15 protein-coding genes and 1 riboswitch are annotated in these 19,532 nt (G+C 73.0%); of the genes, 5 read left to right on the top strand and 10 right to left on the bottom strand.

All coding sequences use genetic code 11. The features are described from left to right. The first annotated feature begins 35 nt into the window (after nt 1-35). On the top strand, nt 36-965 hold the full coding sequence (locus ACVCAH_RS01370; protein ID WP_447134180.1) for a GNAT family N-acetyltransferase: 930 nt from the start codon (nt 36-38) through the stop codon (nt 963-965). A gap of 86 nt (nt 966-1,051) precedes the next feature. Continuing rightward, entirely contained in the window at nt 1,052-1,297 is a 246-nt protein-coding gene (locus ACVCAH_RS01365; RefSeq protein WP_447134179.1) for a hypothetical protein, read from the top strand. Between the two features lie 57 nt (nt 1,298-1,354). Here ACVCAH_RS01365 and groL read toward each other — a convergent pair whose 3' ends face one another. The 3 genes from groL to ACVCAH_RS01350 all read right to left on the bottom strand — a co-directional run bounded on the left by groL (nt 1,355) and on the right by ACVCAH_RS01350 (nt 4,837). Next, the gene (gene groL, locus ACVCAH_RS01360) at nt 1,355-2,977 is read right to left on the bottom strand and encodes a chaperonin GroEL (protein WP_447134178.1); all 1,623 of its coding nucleotides are present in this window, start codon (nt 2,975-2,977) and stop codon (nt 1,355-1,357) included. Between the two features lie 274 nt (nt 2,978-3,251). Continuing rightward, nucleotides 3,252-4,535 (bottom strand): hypothetical protein, encoded by a 1,284-nt coding sequence (locus ACVCAH_RS01355; protein WP_447134177.1) that lies wholly within the window; start codon nt 4,533-4,535, stop codon nt 3,252-3,254. 98 nt (nt 4,536-4,633) lie between these two features. Next, a complete protein-coding gene (locus ACVCAH_RS01350) occupies nt 4,634-4,837 on the bottom strand; it encodes a cold-shock protein (protein WP_013288855.1) in 204 nt (67 codons plus the stop codon). Nucleotides 4,838-5,058: 221 nt separating this feature from the next. Between ACVCAH_RS01350 and ACVCAH_RS01345 the strand changes: the two genes are divergently transcribed. Further along, the gene (locus ACVCAH_RS01345) at nt 5,059-5,589 is read left to right on the top strand and encodes an N-acetyltransferase family protein (RefSeq protein ID WP_447134176.1); all 531 of its coding nucleotides are present in this window, start codon (nt 5,059-5,061) and stop codon (nt 5,587-5,589) included. A 172-nt stretch (nt 5,590-5,761) separates the two neighbouring features. On the opposite strand, the gene paaN is transcribed toward ACVCAH_RS01345, so the two are convergent. The 4 genes from paaN to ACVCAH_RS01325 form a co-directional block, all read right to left on the bottom strand. Continuing rightward, complete coding sequence (gene paaN, locus ACVCAH_RS01340; protein ID WP_447134175.1) at nt 5,762-7,435, bottom strand: phenylacetic acid degradation protein PaaN; 1,674 nt, start codon at nt 7,433-7,435, stop codon at nt 5,762-5,764. A 60-nt stretch (nt 7,436-7,495) separates the two neighbouring features. Next, nucleotides 7,496-8,515: an N-acetyltransferase family protein gene (locus tag ACVCAH_RS01335; RefSeq protein WP_447134174.1), complete on the bottom strand. Its 1,020-nt coding sequence runs from the start codon at nt 8,513-8,515 to the stop codon at nt 7,496-7,498. A 437-nt stretch (nt 8,516-8,952) separates the two neighbouring features. Beyond that, the gene (gene thrC, locus ACVCAH_RS01330) at nt 8,953-10,239 is read right to left on the bottom strand and encodes a threonine synthase (RefSeq protein ID WP_447134173.1); all 1,287 of its coding nucleotides are present in this window, start codon (nt 10,237-10,239) and stop codon (nt 8,953-8,955) included. Between the two features lie 11 nt (nt 10,240-10,250). Beyond that, a riboswitch (SAM riboswitch) is annotated at nt 10,251-10,386 on the bottom strand. 76 nt (nt 10,387-10,462) lie between these two features. Next, entirely contained in the window at nt 10,463-11,443 is a 981-nt protein-coding gene (locus ACVCAH_RS01325; RefSeq protein WP_447134172.1) for a DMT family transporter, read from the bottom strand. A 90-nt stretch (nt 11,444-11,533) separates the two neighbouring features. Here ACVCAH_RS01325 and ACVCAH_RS01320 point away from each other — a divergent pair, with 90 nt between their 5' ends. Then, nucleotides 11,534-11,854: an ArsR/SmtB family transcription factor gene (locus ACVCAH_RS01320; RefSeq protein WP_447134171.1), complete on the top strand. Its 321-nt coding sequence runs from the start codon at nt 11,534-11,536 to the stop codon at nt 11,852-11,854. Nucleotides 11,855-12,018: 164 nt separating this feature from the next. After that, nucleotides 12,019-12,702, top strand: coding sequence for a DUF4232 domain-containing protein (locus ACVCAH_RS01315; protein WP_447134170.1), 684 nt, complete (start codon nt 12,019-12,021; stop codon nt 12,700-12,702). Nucleotides 12,703-12,827: 125 nt separating this feature from the next. Here the strand turns inward: ACVCAH_RS01315 and ACVCAH_RS01310 are convergent, their stop codons facing one another. From ACVCAH_RS01310 to ACVCAH_RS01300, 3 genes are all read right to left on the bottom strand, one after another. After that, the gene (locus ACVCAH_RS01310; RefSeq protein ID WP_447134169.1) at nt 12,828-15,245 is read right to left on the bottom strand and encodes a choice-of-anchor D domain-containing protein; all 2,418 of its coding nucleotides are present in this window, start codon (nt 15,243-15,245) and stop codon (nt 12,828-12,830) included. 174 nt (nt 15,246-15,419) lie between these two features. After that, a complete protein-coding gene (locus ACVCAH_RS01305; RefSeq protein ID WP_447134168.1) occupies nt 15,420-16,292 on the bottom strand; it encodes an ABC transporter permease in 873 nt (290 codons plus the stop codon). Further along, nucleotides 16,292-19,162, bottom strand: a complete 2,871-nt coding sequence (locus ACVCAH_RS01300) for an alpha/beta fold hydrolase (protein ID WP_447134167.1) — start codon at nt 19,160-19,162, stop codon at nt 16,292-16,294. The genes ACVCAH_RS01305 and ACVCAH_RS01300 overlap by 1 nt, the downstream gene beginning before the upstream one ends. Between the last annotated feature and the right edge of the window lie 370 nt (nt 19,163-19,532).

Genomic DNA, 19,532 nt, shown 5'->3' with positions numbered 1-19,532 from the left:
GCGCACCGGTACCCGATGATCTAGGGTCGGCCACCATGGACGCCGAGATCGTCGAGCTGACCACCGACCGGGCGCCGGCGGTGGTGCAGTTGTGCCGCCGGGCGCTGGACCTGCCGGAGGACGCGGCCGAGGCCGCCGAGATCGTGTCCGCGCTCTGGACCCGGGCCGCCGCGGACCGGCCGGTGGTCGCGCTGGGCGCGTACCGGGACGGGGAGCTGGTCGGGGCGCTGATCTGCTCGGTCGCCACCGCCGACCCGCGGCTCGGGCACGTGGACCTGGTGGCGGTCGAGCCCGGGGCGCGGCGCCGGGGCGTCGGGCGGGCGCTGCTCGGGCAGGCCGAACGGACGCTCGCCGGGCTGGGCGCGGCCGAGGTGCTGCTGGCCGGGAACCCGCCCTACTACGCCTGGCCCGGCATCGACGTGCGGTACACCCCGGCGGTCTGCGCCGCGCTGGCGCTCGGCTACCGGCAGGACCGGACGGCGTGGAACATGACCGCCGACCTGTCGTACGAGGGGTCGCCGGCGCTGCGGTCGACGGAGGCCGCCGAGCGGCGGCTGGCCGGCCAGGGCGTCACGGTACGCCGGGCCGAGCCGGCGGACCTGCCGGCGCTGACCGCGTTCGCCCGGTCCACCTTCGGCGGCGCCTGGGACGCGGAGCTGCTCGGCTCGGTCGGCCGGAACGGGGCGGGCTGCCACCTGGCGGAGCGGGACGGCGAGGTGCTCGGCTTCGCCGCGTACGGGTCGAGCCGACCGAGCTGGTTCGGGCCGATGGGCACCGCCCCGGCGGCCGAGGGCTCCGGGATCGGCGGGGTGCTGCTCCGCCGCTGCCTGCGCGACCAGCGGACGGCCGGGCTCGACGCGGCACAGATCGGCTGGGTGGGTCCGGTGCCGTTCTACTCGGGCAGCGCGGCTGCCCGGATCGAGCGGGTCTTCTTCCTGTACCGCAGGTCGCTCGAAGCCCAATAACGGGCGAATAGGATATAGATCCCGATAGCGCCATTCACCCGCAGCGCTGACCGGTGCCTCCTACCGTTTCGGTAGAGGAGGCAGCCATGACCACGGACGACGAACATACCGACGACGTCCAGCCCGTCACCTGGAAGCCGGTCGGCGAACTCCCCGGGCAACTGCCGTTCGACCGGCTCGACTACGGCGACGCCGAGCAACTGGCGGAGATGACCGGCGCCGAGCAGGCGGAGATCGAGGAACCGCTGGAGATGGTCGACGCGCCGATCCAGCTCCGCCCGCCGTACGACCGGGCGCAGAAGCGGCGCAACCAGCGCCCGTTGCCCACCTGACGACGAACGGGGCGGACCGCTGACGCGGCCCGCCCCGTTACTGCGTCGGAACCGGACTCAGAAGTCCATGTCCCCGCCACCCGGACCAGCCGGGGCGGCCGGGGTCTTCTCCGGCTTGTCCGCCACGACGGCCTCGGTGGTGAGGAACAGCGCCGCGATCGACGACGCGTTCTGCAGCGCCGAGCGGGTCACCTTGGCCGGGTCGATGATGCCCGCGGCCAGCAGGTCCACGTACTCGCCGTTGGCGGCGTTGAGGCCGTGGCCCGCCTCCAGGTTGCGGACGTGCTCGACGACCACGCCGCCCTCGAGGCCGGCGTTGACGGCGATCTGCCGCAGCGGGGCGTCCAGCGCGATCTTGACGATCTGCGCGCCGGTCGCCTCGTCGCCGGTGAGGTCCAGCTTGTCGAAGGCGGTCTTGCCGGCCTGCACCAGCGCGACACCACCACCGGGGACGATGCCCTCCTCGACGGCGGCCTTCGCGTTGCGCACCGCGTCCTCGATGCGGTGCTTGCGCTCCTTCAGCTCGACCTCGGTGGCCGCGCCGACCTTGATCACCGCGACGCCACCGGCCAGCTTGGCCAGCCGCTCCTGCAGCTTCTCCCGGTCGTAGTCGGAGTCGCTCTTGTCGATCTCGGCCCGGATCTGGTTCACCCGGCCCTGGATCTGCTCGGCGTCACCGGCACCGTCGACGATCGTGGTCTCGTCCTTGGTCACCACGACCTTGCGGGCCCGGCCCAGCATGTCGAGGCCGGTCGCGTCGAGCTTGAGGCCGACCTCCTCGCTGATGACCTGGCCACCGGTGAGGATGGCGATGTCGGTGAGCATGGCCTTGCGGCGGTCACCGAAGCCCGGCGCCTTGACGGCGACCGACTTGAAGGTGCCCCGGACCTTGTTGACCACCAGGGTGGCCAGGGCCTCGCCCTCCAGGTCCTCGGCGATGATCAGCAGCGGCTTGCCCGACTGCATGACCTTCTCGAGGATCGGAAGCAGGTCCTTCACCGACGAGATCTTGCTGTTGACGATCAGGATGTAGGGGTCGTCGAAGACGGCCTCCATACGCTCCGGGTCGGTCATGAAGTACGCGGAGATGTAGCCCTTGTCGAAGCGCATACCCTCGGTGAGCTCAAGCTCCAGGCCGAAGGTGTTGCTCTCCTCGACGGTGATGACGCCTTCCTTGCCGACCTTGTCCATCGCCTCGGCGATGATCTCGCCGACGCTGGTGTCACCAGCCGAGATGGAGGCGGTGGAGGCGATCTGCTCCTTGGTCTCCACGTCCTTGGCGAGCTTGAGCAGCTCCTCCGAGACGCTGGTCACGGCGGCCTCGATGCCCCGCTTCAGGGCCATCGGGTTGGCGCCGGCGGCCACGTTGCGCAGGCCCTCACGAACCAGGGCCTGGGCCAGGACGGTCGCCGTCGTCGTGCCGTCACCGGCCACGTCGTCGGTCTTCTTCGCGACCTCCTTGACCAGCTCGGCGCCGATCTTCTCGTACGGGTCCTCGAGCTCGATCTCCTTGGCGATGCTCACACCATCGTTGGTGATGGTGGGGGCACCCCACTTCTTCTCGAGCACGACGTTGCGGCCCTTGGGGCCGAGGGTCACCTTCACGGCGTCGGCGAGCTGGTTCATGCCCCGCTCGAGGCCGCGGCGCGCCTCTTCGTCGAACGCGATCATCTTGGCCATACGGCGTTGTCCTCCTGGACACTCACGGGCCACCCGAGTGTGTGTCCCGGATGGGCCGCCTGGTGTACGCACCTTGGGACGTCGCCACCGGACGACGGCGACGCCTCCACGGCCGGGCCGGATAGCCCGCGACGACCGGCCACGTGCCCCGCCCGCGGTTTCTCCGCCGGCGCGGCCGCGGCCCCACCGCCCCGACCATTGGCACTCACAGGTTGCGAGTGCCAATGACCTGTTTAGCACTCTCCCTTGGCGAGTGCAAGCACGATGGCGCCCCTCAGCCGAGTTCGCCGGCCAGCCCGGCCGCGTTCACCGGACCCTCGTGGGCCCGCTGCTCGGCGTACGTGGCGACCAGGCCGACCAGCTGGGCGAGGTGGGCCGGCAGCGCCAGCACCGCGGCGGCCAGCGCCACCAGCACGACGCCGACGGCCGAGCCCGGGGACTCCAGCGGGGTGGTGCCGAACGGCAGGGAGCCGACCGCCTCCACCATTCCGGCCGCCACCGTGCCGACGATCACCGCCGCCGCCACCAGCGCCACCCGGCCGAGCACCAGGCCCAGCCGAGCGTGGAACATCCGGTACGAGCGGTCGATCGGGGGCCGGCGCTCGAAGAGCCAGACCGGGCCGGCCATGCTCAGCACGAACGCGAAGTAGATGCCGGGGATCACGCAGAAGCAGAGGCCGAGGCTGATGATCAGGGTCAGCAGCAGGGTCCAGCCCCACAGGCCGGGCGCCCGGCGCAGGCCGTAGCGCAGCGCCGCGCCGAGGCTGACCGGCTCGCCGGCCGCCTGCCGGGCGATCACCCAGGTGCCGGCGGCCCAGCCCACGCTCTGCACCAGGCCGACGAGCAGGCTGCCGCCGATCAGCACGCCGAGCAGGGTGGCCAGGTCGGTGAGGAACGTGTCGGGCAGCGCGTCCGGGTTCTGGCGGGCGGCGGCGTCCCAGTCGGCCGACGGATCGACCAGCAGGCTGAGCACCGAGAGCGTCGCCGCCGGCAGCACCTGGGTCAGCAGCAGGATCGGCAGCAGCAGCCGCCAGCCCCGGCGCACCGCGCCGACGCATCGGCTGAACCACCCGCCGAGGCCCGCCCCGGGCGGGGTGACCAGGGCGTCGGCCGGGTCGAACCCGGGCGGGTACCAGCCGTGGCCCGCCGGGGCCGGATAGGCGAAGGGAGCGCCCGGGTACCAGTGCTGCCCGCCGTACGGGCCGGGCGGCAGCGCCCACCCCTGCGACGGTGCGGCCGGGTCCCACCCCGGTGCCTGGTGGGCGGCGTGGGGCGCGGCCGGATCCCAGCCCGGAGCCGGGTGTGCGGCCTGGGGCGGGTGAGCGGGCATTCCCCCGGCCGGCGGTTGCGGCGCGGCCGGATCCCACGCCGGTGCCGGGGCGGTCGGATCCCAGCCCGGCGGCTGGTGGGCCGCGGGCGGCGGCGGTGCGGCCGGATCGACGGGCGGCGGCACACCCGGGGCGGAGCTCGCGGGGACGGCGTGGCCCGGGTCAGGGTCGCCCGGGCCGGAGGCGCCCGGTACCGGGGACGACGCGTCCGGGGGCGGCTGGTCGGACATGAACCCTCCTCAGCGACAGCTGGAACGGCTCATGATCTTCCCTGGTGCGGCGGCGCACCGCAGCCCCGCCAACCCCGCGCGTCGCGGAGGGCGCCGACTCAGGCGATGACGCGCACCCGCTCGGCCTGCGGGCCCTTCTGGCCCTGGGCGATCTCGAACTCGACCCGCTGGCCGTCGTCCAGCGCCTTGTAGCCGTCCATCTCGATCGCGGAGAAGTGGACGAAGACGTCCTGCCCGCCGTCGACGGCGATGAAGCCGTAGCCCTTTTCGGCGTTGAACCACTTCACGGTGCCCTGTGCCACGGTGCACTTCCTCACTCTGCGCGGCGTACCACAACCCGGGCGCCGGCACGCCGGCATCCCGGAACCACCGCTCCGGCGATCGGCGACGACCGCTGAAACGGGTGACCGAAATCGCACGCTACACGAGGCGTGACTGCGGTGCACGACCGCAAATCGGGCATATTCCGAATGATCGTCGGCGCGTCGGGATCGTCGTACGTCGTTGTGGTAGGCATGCGGGCATGACCAGCGATCCGGCCGGGCCGGGCCGGCGGCCGGCGGAGGTCCGGCGGGTCCGGCCGCGGGACGCCGCCCGGATGCGCGCGCTGCGCCTGGAGATGCTCGCCGACGCGCCGCTGGCGTTCCTGGAGACCATCGCCGACGCGGCGGCCCGACCGCACGCCGACTACGCCGCCCGGATCGCGTACACCTCGACCGGCACCGACACTGCGCAGTTCGTCGCCGACCCCGGTGGCCGGTTCGTCGGGCACGCCGGAGGCACCACGATGCCGGCGGAGCCCGGACTCACCGTGATCTACGCGGTCTACGTGACCCCGGCCTGGCGCGGCAGCGGCCTGCTCGCCGAACTGGTGGAGGAGGTGGCGCAGTGGTCCCGGGCGTGCGGCCGGCCGGAGCTGATGCTGGAGGTGGTGGTCGGCAACGACCGCGCCTACCGGGCCTACCAGCGGCTGGGCTTCGTCGACACCGGCGTCCGGGTACCGCACCCGACCGTCCCGGCCCTGACCGAGCTCCAGATGCGCCGCCCCGCCTGACCCCTGACTCGGGGACCCGACCCGAGGCAGCACCCCGAAGATCAACACCCTCGGGCCGGAGTCGTCACGCAGGACGACCCGGGAGGGTTTCGGGGGCAGCCCGCCCCGCGCAGGGATCAAGCCTGACCGCCCGGAGCGGGGCGGGCTGCCCCCGAAACCCCCAACCGCAACCTCAGACGTGCCGACGCGACTGCACGATCCGGAACCGGTTCGCCACGTACGCCCCGTCGGTCAGCGCCGCGTTCGCCGCCGGGTTGGCGCCGCTGCCGTGGAAGTCGGAGAAGGCCGCCGACTGGTTCACGAAGACCCCACCGGTCAGGTTGCAGGACAGGTGCACCCCGACCTCGATCGCCGCCGCCTCGGCCGCGTCCAGCACCGCCTCGTCGGTGGAGTAGACGCCGGCGGTGAGCGCGCCCTTCTCGCCGACGGTCTTCCGCATGATCTCCAGGCTGTGCTCGGTGGAGTCGGTGGGGATGACGAACGAGATCGGCCCGAACCACTCCCGGCCGTAGGTCGCGGTGTCGTCCGCGCCGACCTTGACCACCGTCGGCGTACGGACCACCGCGCCGGGGAAGGCCGGGTGCTCGACGGCACGCGACTCCAGCACCGGCTCGCCGACCTTGGTGACCTCGTCGAGCCGCTCCAGCACGCCGTCGTTGACGATCGACCCGGTCAGCTCCACCCCGCGGGCCGGGTCGGCGGTGAGCTTGCCGACCGCCGCCGCGATCCCGCCGGCCACCTCGTCGAAGCTCTTGTGCCCCTGGTCGGTCTCGATGCCGTCCCGGGGGATCAGGATGTTCTGCGAGGTGGTGCACATCTGGCCGCTGTAGAGGGTCAGCGTGAAGCCGAGGTTGCGGCACATGCCGGCGAAGTCGTCGGTGGAGTCGATCACCACCGTGTTCAGGCCGGCCTTCTCGGTGTAGACCGCGGCCTGCCGGGCGTTGGCCTCCAGCCAGTCGCCGTACTCGGTGGAGCCGGTGAAGTCGACGATCTTCACGGCCGGGTGCAGGGCCAGGGTCGAGGCGAGCTTCTCGCCCGGGGCCTCGGCGGCCAGCAGCACCAGGTCGGGGTCGAAGCCCGCCTCGGCGAGCACCTCGCGGGCGTAGCGCACGGTGACCGCCAGCGGCAGCACCGCGCGCGGGTGCGGCTTGACGATCACCGGGTTGCCGGTGACCAGCGAGGCGAACAACCCCGGGTACGAGTTCCAGGTCGGGAAGGTGTTGCAGCCGATGACCAGGCCGACCCCGCGGGGCACCACGTGGAAGGTCTTGGTCATCCGCAGCGGGTCGCCCTTGCCGGCCGCCTTCTCCCAGCCGGCGGTGCCCGGGTGCCGGGTCATCTCCGCGTACGCGTAGGCGAGCGCCTCGAGCGCGCGGTCCAGGGCGTGCGCGCCGCCGGCCTGGAACGCCATCACGAACGCCTGGCCGCTGGTGAACTGCACCGCGTTGGCGAGCTCGAAGATGTGCTTGTGCAGCCGGTCCAGGATCTCCAGGCAGACACCGGCCCGGGCCTGCGGCCCGGCGTCGCGCCAGGCGGGCAGGGCGGCGGTCGCGGCGGCGACCAGTTCGTCGGCGCCGGCGTGCGGGTAGTGGACGTTCAGTGCCACGCCGAACGGACTCGTCTCGGTGGCGACCCGGTCACCGGAGCCGGGCTGGTCGAGGGGGAAGTCGGCGTTCAGGTACGCCTCGAAGGCGGCCTTTCCGTCGGCGGCGGCGGTCTCGCCGTAGACCCGAGGGCTGGGGGACTCGGGGTAGGCGGACCAGTACCCGCGCTCCGTGATCGCGGTCAGCGCCCGGGTGAGGGTGTCGGCGTGCCTGTCGTACAGGGGGTGCGGGGTCTCCGTCATGCCCGCCATCATGCAACAGGAAGCACCAGGATCAGTAGGGCAGTGTCACAACTCAGATCGTCACAGGGTGAGCTGCCAGTCGGTCCAGCCGTCGACCGGGCGGAACCCGAGTTGCTCGTTGATCCGCACCATGTGGGCGTTCTCGGCCGCGTTGAAGGTGTCGATCGCGCGGACCGCCGGCTCGTGGGCCAGCAGGTGACGCAGGTTCTCGATCTTGGTGAGCAGGCCCAGCCGGTGGCCGCGGTGCCCGGGGTCGACGATGGTGATCTGCTGGAACGCGTGCCAGTCGGCGGACGCGCCGACGTCGAGCAGCGTCCAGGCGACCAGCCGTCCGGACTCCTCGTGGCGGACCGCGGTGTGGTACTGCCGCCGGCCACGCGCGTCCAGCGCCCGCTCGGTGCCCCGGATCCGTTCGGCGTCGACCCGCTCCGCCTCCCAGTGCAGGTCACCCAGGGGTGAGTCGGTCATCAGCCGGCTGTCGAGGTAGGCGATGTCGGCGACGTACTCCTCCGGGGTGCTGCCGCGCCACTGGACCGTCCGGTAGCCGGCGAACCGGCCCCGCGCGTCGGCGAGCAGCGCGTCCAGCCCGGCGTGGTCGAGCCCGGCGGTGTCGAGCCGGCGCCGAACCTCCAGCAGCGCCGGGTGCGCGCCCAGCGCGGCGGCGAACGCGGCTCCGGCCGCCGGCCGGGACAGCCCGCCGGGCAGGGCCGACACCGCCATCCCGACCACCCGCTTGCGACCCCGCTCGCGCAGCAGCCGTACGCCGTGTTCGTGCAGCGCCCGGCCGACGCCGCGCCGCCGGTACGCCGGGTGCACGATCAGGTCGGCGGTGGCGTTGTCGGTGTTGTCGAGTTGCGGGAGGTCGAGAGCGAGGTAGCCGGCCGGTACGCCGTCCAGTCGGGCCAGCGCCCAGAGCGCGGCGTTGCCCGGCATCGGGTGCCGGACCGAGCCCTCGAACCGCCGCCGGCAGAAGGGCGGGAAGTCGGGCAGGTCGGCTTCGTTGGCCGCGGCGCCGACCCGGTACGCGGCGTCGATCGCGGCCTGGTCGGTTGCCTCGATCGGCGCGATCGTGATGCTCATGCAGCGAGGGTGCGCCGGAAAGGACGATCGGGCCAGCGAATTTCGCCGGCCCGATCGGACGTTGGTCGGGAGGGACGCTCGCACAACGCCTCCGGCGTTGGGTCGCAAGGACTTCGCAAGTCTTTCGGCGAAACGCCCTCCCGCACGGAGCATCTTGCGCCGCCCGGTTCCTACCGTCAAGTCCCCGAGGGCGCGTTTTCCGCACCCAGAGCGAAAAGCCCGTTACCCGGCGGATCGGCCGCATCCCCCGTCCGGGTGATCCGCCCTCCCGCGACCAGCGGCGACCGGCACCCACCGGGTCGCGACTCCCGGCTGATCCACTCCGTCTCCCGGAAGTCGCGGTCTCCGGCCGGGCCGGATACCGCGACTTCCGGGATGCCGTGTCGATCTCGCCGACGTCGACCGCCGGCCGGCGTCGAGCGGTCGCGGGCGGACGGTCAGCCGAGGAGGCCGGCGTCGCGGGCGGCGCGCAGCGACGGCTTGATCCGGTGGGTGGGGCCGACCTGGCCGGCGACCGCGTCGAGGGTCTTCAGCCCTTCGCCGGTGTTGAAGACCACCGTCTCCGCGGCCGGGTCGAGCCGGCCGGACTCGACCAGCTTGCGCAGCACCGCCACGGTCACCCCGCCGGCCGTCTCGGCGAAGACCCCGGTGGTACGGGCGAGCAGTCGGATGCCGGCGCGGATCTCGTCGTCGTCGGCGTACTCCATCCAGCCGCCGGTGCGGCGCACCGCCTCGAGCGCGTAGAGGCCGGCGGCGGGATCGCCGATGTTCAGCGACTTCGCGATGCCGGTCGGCTTGACCGGGGTGATGGTGTCGGTGCCGGCGTGCAGCGCGGTGGCGATCGGGTTGCAGCCGGCCGACTGGGCGCCGAACACCTTCCAGCCGCCCGCCGGCGCCTCGACCAGGCCGATCTCGACCAGTTCGGCGAACGCCTTGTCGATCTTGGTGAGCAGCTCCCCGGAAGCCATCGGGATCACCACCTGGGCGGGGATCCGCCAGCCGAGCTGCTCGGCCACCTCGTAACCGAGGGTTTTGGAGCCCTCGGCGTAGTAGGGGCGCACGTTCACGTTGACGAACGCGGTGTCCTCGAACTCGTCCGTCTCCACCAGTTCGCCGCAGAGCCGGTTCACGTCGTCGTACGAGCCGTCGATGGCGACCAGTTCGCCGCCGTAGACGGCGGTGGTGACCACCTTGCCCTGCTCCAGGTCGCTGGGGATGAAGACCACGGACGGCGCGCCGACCCGGGCCGCGTGCGCCGCGACCGAGTTGGCCAGGTTGCCGGTCGAGGCGCAGGCGAACCGGGTGAAGCCGAGCGCGCGGGCGGCGGTCAGCGCCACCGACACCACCCGGTCCTTGAACGAGTGGGTCGGGTTGGCGCTGTCGTCCTTGACCCAGAGCGGCGCGGTGATGCCCAGCTCGGCGGCGAGGTGCGGGGCGGCGACCAGCGGGGTCAGCCCCGGGTCGAGGGTCACCCGGGCCGCCGGGTCCTGGCCGGCGGGCAGCAGCGCCGCGTACCGCCAGAGGTTGGCCGGGCCGGCCTCGATCTGCTCGCGGGTCACCTTGGCCAGCTCGGCGGTGTCGTAGTCGACCTCCAGCGGGCCGAAGCACTCGTAACAGGCGTGCTGGGCGGCGAGCGGGTAGCGGGCCGAACAGGCGCGGCAGACCAGGGCGCGGGCGGGGCTGGCGGAGGTGTCGATGCCGGAGGTGGCGAGCGTCGACGTCATGTCGAGGAGTCCTCTCATCTTTCCCCGCATCGCACTCTGCGGCGGGGACGGAATTGGCACCTGCCCCGCCGGTCGCTCAGCGGTGAGCGCGCGGGGTGGTTGCCGGGGCGTCGTCGGGCCGTATCCCTCAGCCCCTCTGGATGAGGTATGCAGTTGTGCCGTCGAGTCTATGCAATCCCCCCCGGGTACCTCTGCGGGGTTCCCACGGTGTGAGCGGGGTCCGCTACCGGGCCACCACGGCGACCTGGTCGACGACCGCCACCGGGTCGGCGACCGCCACGGCCTCCGCGTGGTTGGCCGGGCGCGGGCGGGCGGCGGCGCGCGGACGGGTGACCAGGTTGGCGGCGACCAGGGCGGCGATGGTCAGCGCCGCGCCGACCAGCTCCACCGCGACGGGCCGGTAGCCGCGGGCGGTCTGCACCGCGAACGTGGTCACCGGGACCAGGTTCATGAACAGCGCCGCGTTGGCCGAGCCGAGCCGCTGCACGCCGGTGTTCCAGGCCAGCACCGCCACCACGGCGGCCACGACGACGGCGTACGCCAGCTGCGGGGCGACCGCGACGAGGTCGGCGGCGGCCGGCGCGTGCTGCCAGCCGGCGAGGTCGGCCACCACGCTCGCGGCCAGCATGGCGACCGTGCCGGCGAGCGCGGTCAGGGTGGTGTAGCGCAGCGGGGACCAGTCGCCGAACCGGCTCCCGCCGTGGGTGTAGACGGCCCAGCCGAGCACCGCGCCGACCATCAGCAGCGCGCCCGTACCGAAGTCGCCGAGGCCGTCGAGCCGGCCGCGGGTGATCACCAGACCGACGCCGGCCAGTGCGACCAGCGAGAGGGCGAGCAGTACCGGCCGCGGCCGTACGCCGTCGCGTGCCCAGCGGATCAGCTGGGTGACCAGCGGGGTGGTGGCGGCGAAGAGCGCGATCTGCTGCGGGGCGGCGTGCCCGAGCGCCAGGTTGGTCAGCAGGTTGAAGCCGGCGAACCCGACGACGCCGAGTACCGCGACCTCGGTGGCCCGCCCGGCGGGCCGCAGCGTGCCGGCGCCCTCCCGGACCAGCAACAGCGCGACCAGGATCGCGGTGGCGAGGAGGTACCGGACGGTGGTCAGGTTGAGCGCGTCGACCCGGACCAGCGCGCTGGCCAGGACGGGGAACATCACCCCCCAACTGAGCACCGCGAGCAGCGGGAAGGCGGCGGCCCGAGAACGCATGGCGGCTCCTATGTTCGAGTATCGTCGAACCAACAGCGACGACCCTAGGAGGATGTTCGACGAAAGTCGAACAAGCGTTACACTGGTCACATGGAGCTGCACGAACCCGAGTTGCGCGAGGTGCCGGTCACCGCCGTGCTGGCCGCGCTGGCCGACGACGTCCGGCTCCAGATCGTCCGGGCGCTCGCCGAGGGCGGCGAGTCCGCCTGCGGCACCTTCGAGTTCGGCGTCTCCAAGGCCACCCGCAGCCACCACCTCAAGGTGCTGCGCGAGGCCGGGCTGACCCGCACCCGGGTCGCCGGCACCAGCCGCTTCGTCCGGCTGCGCCGCGACGAACTGGACCGGCTCTACCCCGGCCTGCTCGACGCGGTCCTCACCGCGCCACCCGCCACCCCGTCAGCGCGCGACTGACCGGCCGCGCCCGTTCCGGCGGCGTTGTCGGAGATCCACACGAGGTACGGGATATCGGGGCATCCGGCCGATCCGGACACCGCGATATCCCGGAATCGAACCCGGTGCAGCCCCGGCCCCGGACGCGCGCCGGATGCGGACCGGCGGGATGCGAGGATCCGTGGATGGCATCCCGACCGGCGGCACGCCGCCGCCCTGCGCTCCTCGGCCTGCCACTCGCCGCCGCCCTGCTGGTCAGCGCCGGCGCCTGCACCGGGTACGACCACGCCGGAATGGGCGGGGACGGGCCGGCGGCCCGCGGGACGGCCGGGGCGAGCCCGACCGCGTCCGGGACCGATCCGACGGTCGCGTGCCCGGAGTCGGGCGTCCGGATCCGGGCCCTCGGCACCGGCGCGGCCATGGGGCTGCGCGCGCTCGGCCTGGAACTGACCAACTGCGGCACGGCCGACTACCCGCTGCACGGCTACCCGGCGGTACGCCTGCTCGACGGCGACGGCGACGGCGCGCCGATCCCGGTCCGGGTGGTCGAGGGGGCGAAGGGCATCACCTCGGGCTTCGACGCCCCGCCCCGGCCGCTGACCCTGCGCCCCGGCGAACGGGCCGGCGCCGCCGTGCTCTGGCGCAACCTGGTCACCGACCCGACCGTGGTCGCCACCAACGGCGAGCGCCTGGAGGTCTCCCCGACCGCCGGCCAACCCGGGCAGGTCGTCGAGCTGGACGGCCCGGTCGACCTAGGCAACACCGGCCGGATCGGGGTGAGCGCCTGGAAGAAGACCAGCGAGCCGGCGCCCACGCCCACGTCGCCGCCGGACCTGCCCGCGCCGACCCGGTCGGTGCCGCTGCTGTGACGCCCGACGGCACAGACAGCGGCGGTGACCTTCGACTGCTCGAAGGCCACCGCCGCTGTGTCGCCGCCCGGTCAGCCGGTCAGTCACGCTGAGACCAGCGCCGCTGTGTCACCGGCCGGCAGCCGTCACTTCTTGGCGAGCACCGGCTCCGGGACGTCCCGGAGGGTGTAGGGCGAGCGCGAGGCGCCGCCCGCGACCCCGTGCCCCGCGGCGGATCCGCCGGCGGTGCCCGGGTAGAGCCAGTACGTGCCGACGACGTCCGCGACCACGCCCGTGGTGCCCAGGTGGTTGTAGACGTTGAACCGGTCGGTCGGGCCGATCAGGGTGATGGCCGCGTTGGCCACGGTCTGTCCGGCCGCCACGTTCAGGTTGCTGATGACCGGCTGCTCGATCCCGCTGATGCCGTTCGGCCAGACCTTCAGGTACGTGCCGGAGGTGGGGGCGACCGCGGTGACGTTGAGCGCCAGTGCCCTGGTGCTGTCGGTCACCACCGAGCCGGGAGTCGTGACGGCGCCGGTCTGGTACTGCCCGAGGTTGGCGGGCAGGCCCTGACCGATCCGGCTGTCCACGATCCGGGTCGGCGTCTTCGGCTCGAAGCGCAGCCCGTTGGAGAGGCCGCCGTCATCGATGAAGCCGACGATGTCGACGATCAGGTGGGTGTCCTTCAGCGTGTAGATGCCGAACGTCGGGTACTCCGAGCTCCACGGGCAGTCGTAGCAGTGCCGGACCGGCACCACCGCCAGGTTCGGGGTGACCGACCCGGCGCCGTAGTTGACGGTGGAGGTCTTCGGTTCCGGCCACTCACCGTTCCACGCGGTCAGGAACCCGCCGGACGACGGGGACACCGCGGTGATGTTGAGTACCACGGCCCGCATCCGCCAGTTGGCGTCGGTCCCGTAGTCCACCGGGATCCGAGCCTGGTAGCCGGCCGGCAGCTTCTCACCCCAGTCGCTGCGGCTGTCCAGCAGCCGCTGCGGCATCGTGGGCTGGAACTGCCCGCCCAGGCCATGGCCGTTGATGAGCGGCGTGTTGTCGCTGGCGTAGTAGCCCACCACGTCGGCGATCACGTGGGTGTAGCCGTTGAAGTTGTTGATGGCGACCTTGCCGCCCGTACCGACCGGGACCGTCACCGAGTTCGACCGGATCCAGCCCTTGCGGAAGTTCAGCGCGGACGCCGTGGGCTTCGCCTGGCCGGACGGGTAGACCGTCAGGTGGCTCGTCCCCGTCGCCTCGGTGACGGTCACGTTGAGCACGACCGCGCCCACCCCGGTCAACGGCACCCCGCCCCGCCCGGTGACCTGCACGTTGACCGTGCCGTTCGGGCCGAGTTTCGCCTTCGGGGCGCCGAGGCCGGTGCGCGAGTCCATGATCCGTGCCGGCGTCAGCGGGTAGTAGGTGCCCCGCGCGCCCACCACGCCGTTCAGGCTCAGCGGCACGGTGTGCGGGTTGGTGAGGCTGTCGTTCGGCAGTTGCAGGGTGGCGCTCCGGGCGCTGCGGCCGGCGGCCGTCGCGACGACGTCGACCCGGCAGGTCTGGTTCTTGGCCAGGGTGGCGCCGGCGCAGGTGTCGGCCTTGACGCGGAACGACGAGGCGTCCGTCCCGGAGATGGTGGCGGCACCGAAGGTGATCGGCGTGTCACCGGTGCCGGTCACCGTCACCGACCGGGTCGAGCCCGTCTCGGCGATGTACTGGTCGCCGAAGGCCAGCGACGTCGGCGAGAGGTTGACCGTACGCGGGTCGAGGCCGTTGACCCCGAGCTGCACGTACCGCTCGCCGAGGACGGTGTTGTCGGGGAGCCGCAGGAAGGTCCACTCGCCGCCCAGCTTGGTCGGCTTCACGCTCACCGTGACGGTGCACGTCTCGCCGGCCGCCCGGGTCGTGCCCGAGCAGGTGTCGGCCGTGATCGAGTAGGCGCCCGGGGGGTTGAACCAGGCCGTGCCGTACTCCACCGGGTCGGAGCCCATCGACCGTACGGTGATGGTCTTGCTCGCCGCCGGGCCGCCGACGAGCTGATCGCCGAAGTTGTGCGACATCGTGTCGGTGCCGGCGGCGGCGTACCCGACGCTCGAATTCCACCGGATCTCGCCGAACAGGTCGTGCCGGTTGGAGCCGCACGAGATCACGTAGAAGGCGGCGAACGAGGTGAGCCGGTCGGTCCCGGCGTCCCGGGTGGCCTCCTTGACGGAGAGGTAGCCCGGCACCTCGTCGCAGGTGGCACCGTTGTGCGCGACGTCGATGAAGGCGAAGTCCGCGGCGGGCTGGACGCCGGTCAGCTCGTAGGTGGTCCCGACGGTCCACGACTCACCGGTTGGTGGGGCCAGCCGGAACGTCCAGGAGTCGCCGGCCTGGTCCGCGCGGAAGTCCAGCTCGTCACCGGCGCCCGGAGTGACCGTGAAGGCGGCGCCGCCGGCCTGGTCGTAGACCCGCGACCCCTGGTGCCACCAGGAGAGCGGGTTGCCGTCGACGGAGAGCGCGGTGTACGGAGCGGCAGCGGGCGCGGCAGCGGCGCTGGCCGGGGTGGCCACCGCCGTCACCGCGACCACCGCGGTTATGGTGCCGACAACGGCACCACGAAAGGTACGCAAAAAGACCCCCGTCTCTTTGTGGGAAGCGCGAAATGCCAGCGGACAGTAGGTGATCGATCCGACGGCACACAAGAAGATCAGAAGAGAATTGCCCGAAGGGGCGTGGAGATCATACGGTCGGCCCGGCCGCTGCTACGACACGACGTCCTTGCGGGTAAACCGCCAGAAGGCCAGACCCCAGAAGAGCGTCGCGTAGCTGATCGCCGAGATCGAACCGCGTACCACGTCGTCGGTCTGCACCGGGGTGGAGAGCAGCCCCAGCCAGGCGGTGCTGTAGTGGGTGGGCAGGAAGGCGCGCAACGCGCCGAGCGCGGTGATCTGGTCGAGGATGCTGGAGAGGATCCAGAGCAGCACCGCGCCGCCGACGGCGCCGAGCGCGGCGTCCGTGGTCACCGAGAGCAGGAAGGCCAGGCCGGCCACCACCAGCAGGACGACCGCAAGGTAGCCGAGCACGGCCAGCAGCCGCAGCAGCCCCTCCCCCGGCTCCAGTTGCGCGGCGACGGTGCTGCGCAGCGGCTCCCAGCCGTAGCGCAGGGTGCCGGCGAGCAGCGCGGTGCCGGCCAGCAGCAGCAGCGCCAGCGCCGAGTACGCGAGCGCCACCAACAGCTTCACCGCCAGCAGCCGGGCCCGGGGCACCGGGACGGCCAGCAGGTAGCGCAGGCTGCCCCAGCTCGCCTCGCTGGCCACCGTGTCCCCGCAGAACAGCGCCACCACCACGACCAGCAGGAACGACGCCGAGACGAAGATGGTGAAGAGGGTGAAGTTCAGCCCGCCGGTGGTGGCGAACTCGATCAGGCTGGCGAACTCGCCGCGCCCGTTGTCGTCGTCGCCGCCCGAGTCGAACTGGAAGGCGATCAGGATGATCAGCGGCAGCAGCACCATGAACCCGAGCGCGAGCTGGGTCCGTCGCCGCGACGCCTGGCGGCGGAACTCCGCCGCGAACGGCAGGGTGGCCGAGGGCCGGTAGCCCGCGGCGGCACCCACCGTGGAGGTCGAGCCCGCCATCACCGGTCCCCGCTTCCCCGAGAAGTCTCGCCCACCAGGGCGAGGAACGCGTCCTCCAGGCGGCGCCGCGGCACCACCCGGTCCACCCCGATCCCGGCCCGGACCAGCTCGGCCACCACCTCGCTGCGGGCGGTGCCGTTGGTGTCCACGACCAGTTGCCCCTCGCCGTCGGGCAGCACCCGCACCCCGTCCAGCCGGTCCAGCACGGTACGGGCGGCGTCCGGGTCGGTCACCTCGAAGAGCACGCTCGGCGACTCGCCGACGATCTCCTCGACCGGGCCGGCGGCGACGATCCGCCCCTTGTTGACCACCACGGCGTGCGTGCAGGTCTGCTCCACCTCGGCCAGCAGGTGGCTGGAGACCAGCACCGCCCGGCCGTCGGTGGCGTAGCGCTGGAGCACCCGGCGCATCTCGGCGATCTGCGGCGGGTCGAGCCCGTCCGTCGGCTCGTCGAGCACCAGCAGCTCCGGCAGGCCGAGCATGGCCTGGGCGATGGCGAGCCGCTGCTTCATGCCGTGGCTGTAGTTCTTGATCTTCCGGTGCACCGAGTCGCCCAGCCCGGCGATCTGCAGCGCCTCGTCGACGTGCGCGTCCCCGGCCGGCCGCCCGGTCGCCCGCCAGTACGCCTTCAGGTTCTCCAGGCCGGAGAGGTGCGGCAGGAAGCCGGGCCCCTCGACCAGCGCGCCGATCCGGGACAGCACCGGGGAGCCGGGCACCAGCCGGTGGCCGAAGACGTAGATCTCGCCGGCCGTCGGCTGGGTCAGCCCCATCAGCACCCGCAGGGTGGTGGTCTTGCCGGCGCCGTTCGGGCCGAGCAGGCCGACCACCTGGCCGGGGTGCACCTCGAAGTCCACGTTGGACACGGCGACGAAGCCGTCCGCGTACTCCTTGCGGAGCTGGCGCACGGCCAGCGGGGTGTCCGCGTACGCCGGATGGACGGAGCTGTCCTGGCGGCGGTGCCGGCGGCGGACCACGGCGACGACCACGACGAGCCCGACCGCGATCGTGGCGAGCAGCCCGGCCAGCACCCAGCGCCAGACCGTCGCCGAGGTGGGGATCGGCTCGCCGGTCACCGTGGGCAGGGTCACCGGCCCGTCGCCCGGGGCCACCGTGTGCACGGTCGGCTCGACCGGCGTGGCGTACGCCTGGTCGGAGGTGGCCACCACCACCCGGAGCCGGTGCCCCGCCTCGATCCGGCGGACGATCGCCGGCAGGGTGACCGTGACCGGTCGCGCCGCGTCGATCTCAGCCGGCAGGCCGGTGAGCCGGACCGGGGCGACCAGCCCGTTCGGCAGGGTGGCCGTGCCGCCGGGTTCGACGTCGTAGAGCTTGACGAAGAGCACCGCCTCCCCGGTCGGCGACGCGACCCGGACGGAGACGGTCGGCGCGCCGACCACGTCCACCGCCTCGGTCAGCGGCGCCGACTCGAACCGGGCGTGCTGGCCGGGCACGTCCCCGGCCACCCCGCCGAGCAGCGAGGAGAGTTCCCCGGCGAAGGGCACCGAGGAGATGGCGGCCGGGTTGCCGGCCGGCGGGTTGGCGATCGGCTGGGCGGGGCCGGTCACCGCGATCTCCCGGCGCGCGTCGCCGGCGGCGCCGGGGTAGTCGGCGGTGCGGTAACCGGTGGCCACCAGGCCCCGGTCGAGCGCGTCGAAGCCGGCGATCCGGGACCAGGTGAAGGCGTCGCCCGGGGCGTCGCCATCGCCCTTGACGTAGTGGTCCAGCCACTGGACGGTCAGGTACCGCACCCGGTCGGAGTCGGTCTTCGGTCCCTCGCCACCGTCGTGGCCGCCGGTGAACCAGGCGACCCGGACGGGGGTGCCGGCGGCGGCGATGCCGCGGGCGTTGGCGTCCGCCTCGGTCAGCGGGAAGAGGGTGTCGGCCTCGCCCTGCACCAGCAGCGTCGGCGCGGTGATCCGGTCCAGCACGCCGGCCGGGCTGGAGCGGCGCAGCAGGTCCACGGCCGCCTGGTCGGCCCGGCCGGTGCTGGCGATCCGCAGGTACGCGGCGCAGACGTCGGCGGCGAACCGGCCGCAGGACGGGTCGGCGGCACCGGCCGGCGCGCGACCCGGACCGGTCCCTGGCCCGGCGCCCGGTCCCGGGCTGGGCGGGCCGGCGGACGCGGGAGCGCCCTCCGGCTGGGCAGCGGTGGTGCCGGAGAGCCCGGCCGGGCCGGTGCCCACGTTGCCGCCGCCGCCGAAGAAGAGCCCCGCCCAGCCCTTCTTGAACACCCCGTCGACGGGCTCCCGGCCGGTGCTCTCCGGCAGGAACGCCCGGGACAGGTCGTTCCAGGTGATCATCGGGACGATCGCGTCGACCCGCCGGTCCTGCGCGGCGAGCAGCAGCGCCAGGCCGCCGCCGTACGAGCCGCCGACCACGCCGACCCGGGGGTCACCGGCGGCGTCGGTGCGGATCTCCGGCCGGGCGGCCAGCCAGTCCAGCAGGCGGGCGGCGTCCCGGACCTCGTAGTCGGGGTGGTCCAGGTGGATCTGCCCGCCGCTGCGGCCGAAGCCGCGGGCGGTCCAGGTCAGCACGGCGTAGCCACGGCCGGCGAACTCCTCGGCGTCGGCGCGCACCGAGTCCTTCGTGCCACCGAAGCCGTGCGCCAGCAGCACCGCCGGCACCCGGCGCCCGGCCGAGGCGCCCTCCGGCAGGTAGAGCGTGGTGTCCAGGTCGACCGGCTGGTCACCGGCCGGTCCGGAGCGGACGGTGAGCATCGCGGCCTCGGCGCGTACCGCCGGCCCCTGCGGCCACACCACCCAGGTGACGGCGGCGGCGAGCAGCGCGACGGCCGCCGCGGCGGCAGCCACCCGGCGGCGGCGGGTGGGCAGGGCACGCCGGATCCGCGCGGCCGACAACGACGATCTCATGCGGCACACGGTACGGGCCGGATGCTGAGCTCTGGCTGAGATCGTCCGTACGTCCGTCCGGTTGCCCCGATCGGCGTCCGGGGCGGTGCGACCGCGCACGGTCCAGTCCCATCCCAGCGCGATGAATTCGGATCATGTGAATTCGGATCTTCGGGGGAAACCGCACCGATCCATCCATGTCACTCCGTGAATCGCACACAGCGTGCTCGCCCGCTCCGCGCCAGGTGACATGGCGCGAAGTGACGCGAAGCCGACTGATTGACGGGGGGCAACTGTGCCGCGAGGTTCGGTTACGTTTCCGGTCCGGCGGACGGGACTCCACCTGCGACATTCCCGTCTCCCGCCGCCCCTTCCCGTGCAACCGCCGGAG

This window comes from Micromonospora sp. LZ34 (assembly GCF_052981855.1).
Note: the sequence above shows the minus strand (reverse complement) of the source record. Positions and strands in the feature narration are given on the sequence as shown.